Consider the following 204-nt stretch of genomic DNA (forward strand, 5'->3'; position numbering starts at 1 on the left):
CTGCACCGGCATCACGCTGGACGTTAATGGTGGAATGCTGATTCATTAAACACAGCTTAATGCTCGCACGCCGGCCTGGCCGGCATCTTTCCCGATACCAGAACAAACAGGAGACCAGAGATGACCCAAGACAACAGCAAACCCCGCAAGACCACCCTGAGCCGCCGCCAGCTGCTCAAGGCCGGTGCCGTGGGCGCGGCCCTG

Annotated in this window: 1 protein-coding gene; it reads left to right on the forward strand. The window is 60.3% G+C overall.

The window, feature by feature from the left end; genetic code table 11:
* Positions 1–120 precede the first annotated feature (120 nt).
* The coding region (locus B3873_RS26645) for a twin-arginine translocation signal domain-containing protein (protein WP_349676452.1) at positions 121–204 on the forward strand (84 nt) is incomplete at its 3' end.

This window comes from Herbaspirillum sp. UBA812 (assembly GCF_002296545.1).
Classification (GTDB): Bacteria; Pseudomonadota; Gammaproteobacteria; order Burkholderiales; family Burkholderiaceae_D; genus Herbaspirillum; species Herbaspirillum huttiense.